Genomic DNA, 5,072 nt, shown 5'->3' with positions numbered 1-5,072 from the left:
GCGTTCTGCCGCACAAAGTCCGGCAGGTGCCGGGCCGCGTACGGAAACAGCACGTCGAACACAAAACTCACCGCACTGGTGGTGCCTTCGATGTCGGTAAGGATGGCTTTGATCGACATCGGTTCAATCCTCCAGGCGCGGGAAGCGCCCGGCGATGTCTTCACCAGTGAAATTCGCTACCCAGCCTTCCGGGTTGTTGAACAGGCGAATCGCCACGAAATGCGGGTGCTCGCCCATGTCGAACCAATGTCGGGTACCCGCCGGCACCGAGATCAGATCGTTCTTTTCGCACAGGACGGCGTAGACGTAATCGTCGATGTGCAACGTAAACAGTCCACGGCCAGCGACGAAAAAGCGCACTTCGTCTTCGCCGTGGCGATGTTCTTCAAGGAACCTGGCGCGCAGTTCGGCTTTTTGCGGGTGATCGCTGGTGAGGCTGATCACGTCGACGGTGATGTAACCGCGCTCGGTCATCAGTTTGTCGATCTGCTCCCGATAGGCGCTGATCACTTCTTCCTCGGTCGCCCCCGGCTGGATCTTCGCCGCCGCTTGCCAGCGGTCGAAACGCACGCCCTGCTCGGCGAGCGTCGAGGCGATGTCTTCGAAATGGGTCAGCACCTTGTTCGGAAGGTCAGGGCTGGAAACGTGATAGACGGACAGGCTGCTCATGGGCAATTCCTCGGTATCGGCCTTGCCGTCCGGTTCTTGCAGACCGGTCGGGCAGTGCATTTCATCAGGCGAAGGGCTGCTTCTGGTGAAGTCAGCCTTGGCGGTTCATGACGCTGCGGGTTTTCAACTCGCATTCAAACAGGAATTCAAAGGCCTCGATCTGCCGCAGCGCGTCGCTCATCTGCGCGCCCCAGGTGTAGAGGCCGTGGCCGCGAATCAGGTAACCGACGCAATCGGGATGGGCATCGAGCCAAGGCTGCACCTTGGCGGCGAGGCGCGCAATGTCCTGATCGTTGTCGAAAATCGGCACGCGCAGCCGGGATTCGTGGGTCGAAATGCCGCTGAAGGCTTTTTGCAGTTCGTAGTCTTCGAACTCGATGAAGTCTTGCGGCGTCAGGCGCGACAGCACGGTGGCGTTCACCGAGTGGGTGTGCAATACGGCGCCGATCTCCGCGCGCCAGCTGTAGAGCTGGGTGTGCAGCAAGGTTTCAGCGGACGGCTGTTTGCCCGGTTCCAGACTGTTGCCGGACAGATCGGTGGCCAGCACGTCGTCCAGCCCCAACTGGCCCTTGTGCTTGCCGGATACGGTCAGCAAGGCTTCGCTCGGCGACAGGCGCGTCGAATAATTGCTGCTGGTGGCTGGCGACCAGCCGCGACCATAAAGAAAACGCCCGGCATCGACGATTTGCCGGGCGAGCTGTTCACGCGTAAGGCTCATGGCCTGTCCTCTTGCATTCGTATGGCAATGATAACGGCAGCAGCGAGCGCCGCGAGGCTGGCGATACTAAAGGTTAATGTCGCGCCGAGGACGTTCCAGCTGTAGCCGGAATACAACGCCCCCATTGCACCGCCGGTGCCGGCCAGCGCTGCATACAGCGCCTGGCCCTGCCCTTGCTGGCGCGCACCGAAGCTACGTTGCACGAACGCGATGGCAGCCGCATGAAAGCTGCCGAAGGTCGCCGCGTGCAACACCTGCGCGAACAACAGCACCCAGAGGAATTCGGCGAACGAACCCAGCAGCAACCAGCGCAGCGCCGCCAGCAGAAAACTCGCCATCAGCACCCGGCGCAGGGAAAACCGCGTGAGAATCCGGCTCATGAACATGAACATCAGCACTTCGGCGACCACGCCCACGGCCCAGAGCATGCCGATCACGCCACGGCTGTAACCGAGCCGTTCAAGGTGCAGGGTCAGAAAGGTGTAATAAGGCCCATGGCTCAACTGCATCAGCGCGACGCAGCCGTAGAACGCCAGCACGCCAGGATTGCGCAGTTGCTTGAGGAAGCCTTCCCCGCTCGGGCGATTGCCTTGCGGCGGTTGCGCGTTAGGCACCCACAGGCTGCTGAGGACGATGCCGGCCATGATCAGCACCAGCGCCGCCGGGTAGATGTCGAGGCTCAGCCACTCGAACAAGCGCCCCAGCGCGACCACGGTGATGATGAAACCGATTGAACCCCACAGACGAATCTGGCTGTAGCGAGACGTCTGCCCCTGCAAGTGCGCGAGGGTGATGACTTCGAATTGTGGCAACACCGCGTGCCAGAAGAACGCATGCAGCGCCATGACCATCGCCAGCCAGGCGTAGGTCTTGCTGACGAAGATCAGCGAAAACGTCAACAGCGTGCACACCGCGCCGAAGCGCACGATGGCCAGGCGTTTGCCGGTGTAATCGCCGAGCCAGCCCCAGATGTTCGGCGCCACGCAGCGCATCAGCATCGGGATGGCGACCAGTTCGCCGATACGTGCAGCGCTGAAACCGAGATGATCGAAGTACAGCGCCAGGAACGGCGCTGTCGAACCGAGCAAGGCGAAATAGAACAGATAGAAACTGGACAGCCGCCAGTACGGGAGCGCCGCCACGCCGGTTATGCCGCAGCGGCTTTGAGATCACCCATCAAAGCTGACCCAGCACCGGGGTGCTCACGCGCACATCGGCGTTCTGCCCACGGTGGCGCAGCAAGTGGTCCATCAGCACGATGGCCATCATGGCTTCGGCAATCGGCGTGGCGCGGATACCGACGCACGGGTCGTGACGGCCCTTGGTGATCACGTCCACCGGGTTGCCGTGGATGTCGATCGAACGGCCCGGAGTGGTGATGCTCGAGGTCGGCTTTAACGCCAGATGCGCGACGATCGGCTGACCCGAGGAGATGCCGCCGAGGATGCCGCCAGCGTTATTGCTGAGGAAACCTTCCGGGGTCAGCTCATCGCGGTGCTCGGTGCCGCGCTGGGCGACACAGGCGAAACCGGCGCCGATTTCCACGCCCTTGACCGCGTTGATGCTCATCAGCGCGTGAGCCAGTTCGGCGTCGAGGCGGTCGAAAATCGGCTCGCCGAGGCCCGGCATCACGCCTTCGGCGACCACGGTGATCTTCGCCCCCACCGAGTCCTGATCGCGGCGCAACTGGTCCATGTAGGCTTCCAGCTCTGGCACCTTGTCCGGATCCGGGCTGAAGAACGCATTCTCTTCCACCGAATCCCAGGTCTTGAACGGGATTTCGATCGGGCCGAGCTGGCTCATGTAGCCGCGAATGACGATGCCCTGGGTGGCCAGAAACTTCTTCGCGATCGCACCCGCTGCCACGCGCATCGCAGTTTCGCGCGCCGAGCTGCGGCCCCCGCCACGGTAGTCGCGTTCGCCGTACTTGTGGTGGTAGGTGTAGTCAGCGTGAGCCGGGCGGAACAGATCCTTGATCGCCGAGTAGTCCTTGGACTTCTGGTCGGTGTTACGGATCAGCAGGCCGATCGAGCAACCGGTGGTGCGCCCTTCGAACACGCCGGAAAGGATTTCGACTTCGTCGGCTTCCTGACGCTGGGTGGTGTGGCGGCTGGTGCCAGGCTTGCGACGATCGAGGTCGCGCTGCAGGTCTTCCAGCGAAATCTCCAGGCCCGGCGGGCAGCCGTCGACAATGGCGACCAACGCCGGACCATGGCTTTCGCCCGCGGTGGTGACAGTGAACAACTTGCCGTAGGTATTGCCGGACATGCAGGACGCTCCGTGAAATCAAACCCAAATTCGTGATGCGCGCCAGTATACGCAGGCTAACCGAGTAGTTCATCCTCGAACCTTAGTGGTGCTGGCGAGTCCAACCGGCACCTTGGCGAATGATGGCGTGATGATGCTGCGAGTTTTGATCTTGAGTCTTACCCTGATTACGGGCTTTGCCCACGCGACGGTCCTACAGCGCCCGGTAACTTTGGATACAGGCACAGGCGAGCTTTTCGGTTCGCTGCTGCTGCCAAAGTCCGACACGCCAGTGCCGGTTGTCCTGATTATTTCTGGCTCGGGTCCTACGGATCGTGACGGAAACAACCCCGATGGCGGACGCAACGACAGTCTCAAGCGACTGGCGTGGGTGCTGGCCAAACACAACATTGCCAGCGTGCGTTACGACAAGCGTGGCGTGGCCGCCAGCCTGGCGGCCACGCCGGATGAGCGCAATCTGTCGGTTGAGGCCTACGTCAACGATGCCGTGGCCTGGAGCCAGAAGCTGAAAAGCGATCCGCGTTTTGGTCCGCTGATTCTGCTCGGTCACAGTGAAGGCGCCCTCATCGCCACCCTCGCCGCCCCGCGCGCCGACGCAGCTGCGCTGATTTCCCTGTCCGGCAGCGCCCGGCCGGTCGATCAGGTGATCCGCGAGCAGTTGGCCCGCAGCCTGCCGCCTCCGCTGATGCTGCGCAGCAATGAACTGCTCGACAGCCTCAAGGCCGGCCACACGGATACCAACGTGCCGGCGCCGCTGCAGCCGATTTTTCGGCCAAGCGTGCAGCCGTACCTGATTTCGCTGTTCCGGCAGGACCCGGCCAAGGCTTTTGCGCAACTGAAGATGCCGGCACTGATCGTTCAGGGCAGCAACGACATGCAGGTCGGCGTGGGCGATGCCCAGGCGTTGAAAGTCGCCAAACCCGACGCCGAGTTGGCGGTGATCGACGGCATGAACCACGTGATGCGCATCGTCCCGGCGGATGTGAAGCGGCAATTGGCCTCCTACAAGGATCCGAATTTGCCACTGGCGGCGGAGCTGGGCGGCAAACTGATCGAATTTATTGACGGACTTCGCACCCGTTAAGGGCTTTTTGCCCTCTAGTCCTGCAAAAAACGGCCGATAAGCCTTTGTCGCCAGCGTACTGGCTGGCGACAAGCAGCGCTTGGACAGGATCTCGCCGTTATGACTGATACCCCGACTTCACCCGACACCACCGCTGAAAAAGACACACCGCCAGCGGTTGAGCTGCCATGGGCGGACGTCAGCGTCGAGCACCACAAGATGCTCCGCCTGGCCCCGCTGCAGACTGACCGGCACACCGGCGGCCGGCCGTTGCGCTTTGTCGAATTCGGTTACGCCGAGCGCAACAGCAAAGAACACAGCCTGATGCGCATGGCAATCAAACTGCCAAGCCAG

The 5,072-nt window shown here is 62.0% G+C and carries 5 protein-coding genes and 2 pseudogenes; 2 read left to right on the top strand and 5 right to left on the bottom strand.

Going from position 1 to position 5,072, the window contains the following annotated elements:
• The 5 genes and pseudogenes from DBR24_RS34575 to aroC all read right to left on the bottom strand — a co-directional run.
• A pseudogene (locus DBR24_RS34575) lies at positions 1 to 119 on the bottom strand (acireductone synthase); the annotation flags it as partial.
• Positions 120 to 123: 4 nt separating this feature from the next.
• A complete protein-coding gene (locus DBR24_RS30435) occupies positions 124 to 669 on the bottom strand; it encodes an acireductone dioxygenase (RefSeq protein ID WP_128616530.1) in 546 nt (181 codons plus the stop codon).
• Between the two features lie 91 nt (positions 670 to 760).
• The gene (locus tag DBR24_RS30430; RefSeq protein ID WP_123467377.1) at positions 761 to 1,387 is read right to left on the bottom strand and encodes a methylthioribulose 1-phosphate dehydratase; all 627 of its coding nucleotides are present in this window, start codon (positions 1,385 to 1,387) and stop codon (positions 761 to 763) included.
• Positions 1,384 to 2,529 (bottom strand): MFS transporter, encoded by a 1,146-nt coding sequence (locus tag DBR24_RS30425; protein ID WP_128616529.1) that lies wholly within the window; start codon positions 2,527 to 2,529, stop codon positions 1,384 to 1,386. Before DBR24_RS30425 ends, DBR24_RS30430 begins: the two co-directional genes overlap by 4 nt.
• Positions 2,530 to 2,563: 34 nt before the next feature.
• Positions 2,564 to 3,655: a chorismate synthase gene (gene aroC, locus DBR24_RS30420; protein ID WP_003223202.1), complete on the bottom strand. Its 1,092-nt coding sequence runs from the start codon at positions 3,653 to 3,655 to the stop codon at positions 2,564 to 2,566.
• Positions 3,656 to 3,785: 130 nt separating this feature from the next.
• Between aroC and DBR24_RS30415 the strand changes: the two genes are divergently transcribed.
• Both DBR24_RS30415 and DBR24_RS34570 read left to right on the top strand, forming a co-directional pair.
• Positions 3,786 to 4,739, top strand: coding sequence for an alpha/beta hydrolase (locus DBR24_RS30415; protein ID WP_128616528.1), 954 nt, complete (start codon positions 3,786 to 3,788; stop codon positions 4,737 to 4,739).
• A gap of 99 nt (positions 4,740 to 4,838) precedes the next feature.
• Positions 4,839 to 5,072, top strand: a pseudogene (locus DBR24_RS34570) (hypothetical protein); the annotation flags it as partial.

Origin of the sequence: Pseudomonas sp. HMWF006, assembly GCF_003061205.1 — a bacterium.
Classification (GTDB): Bacteria; Pseudomonadota; Gammaproteobacteria; order Pseudomonadales; family Pseudomonadaceae; genus Aquipseudomonas; species Aquipseudomonas monsensis.
Note: the sequence above shows the minus strand (reverse complement) of the source record. Positions and strands in the feature narration are given on the sequence as shown.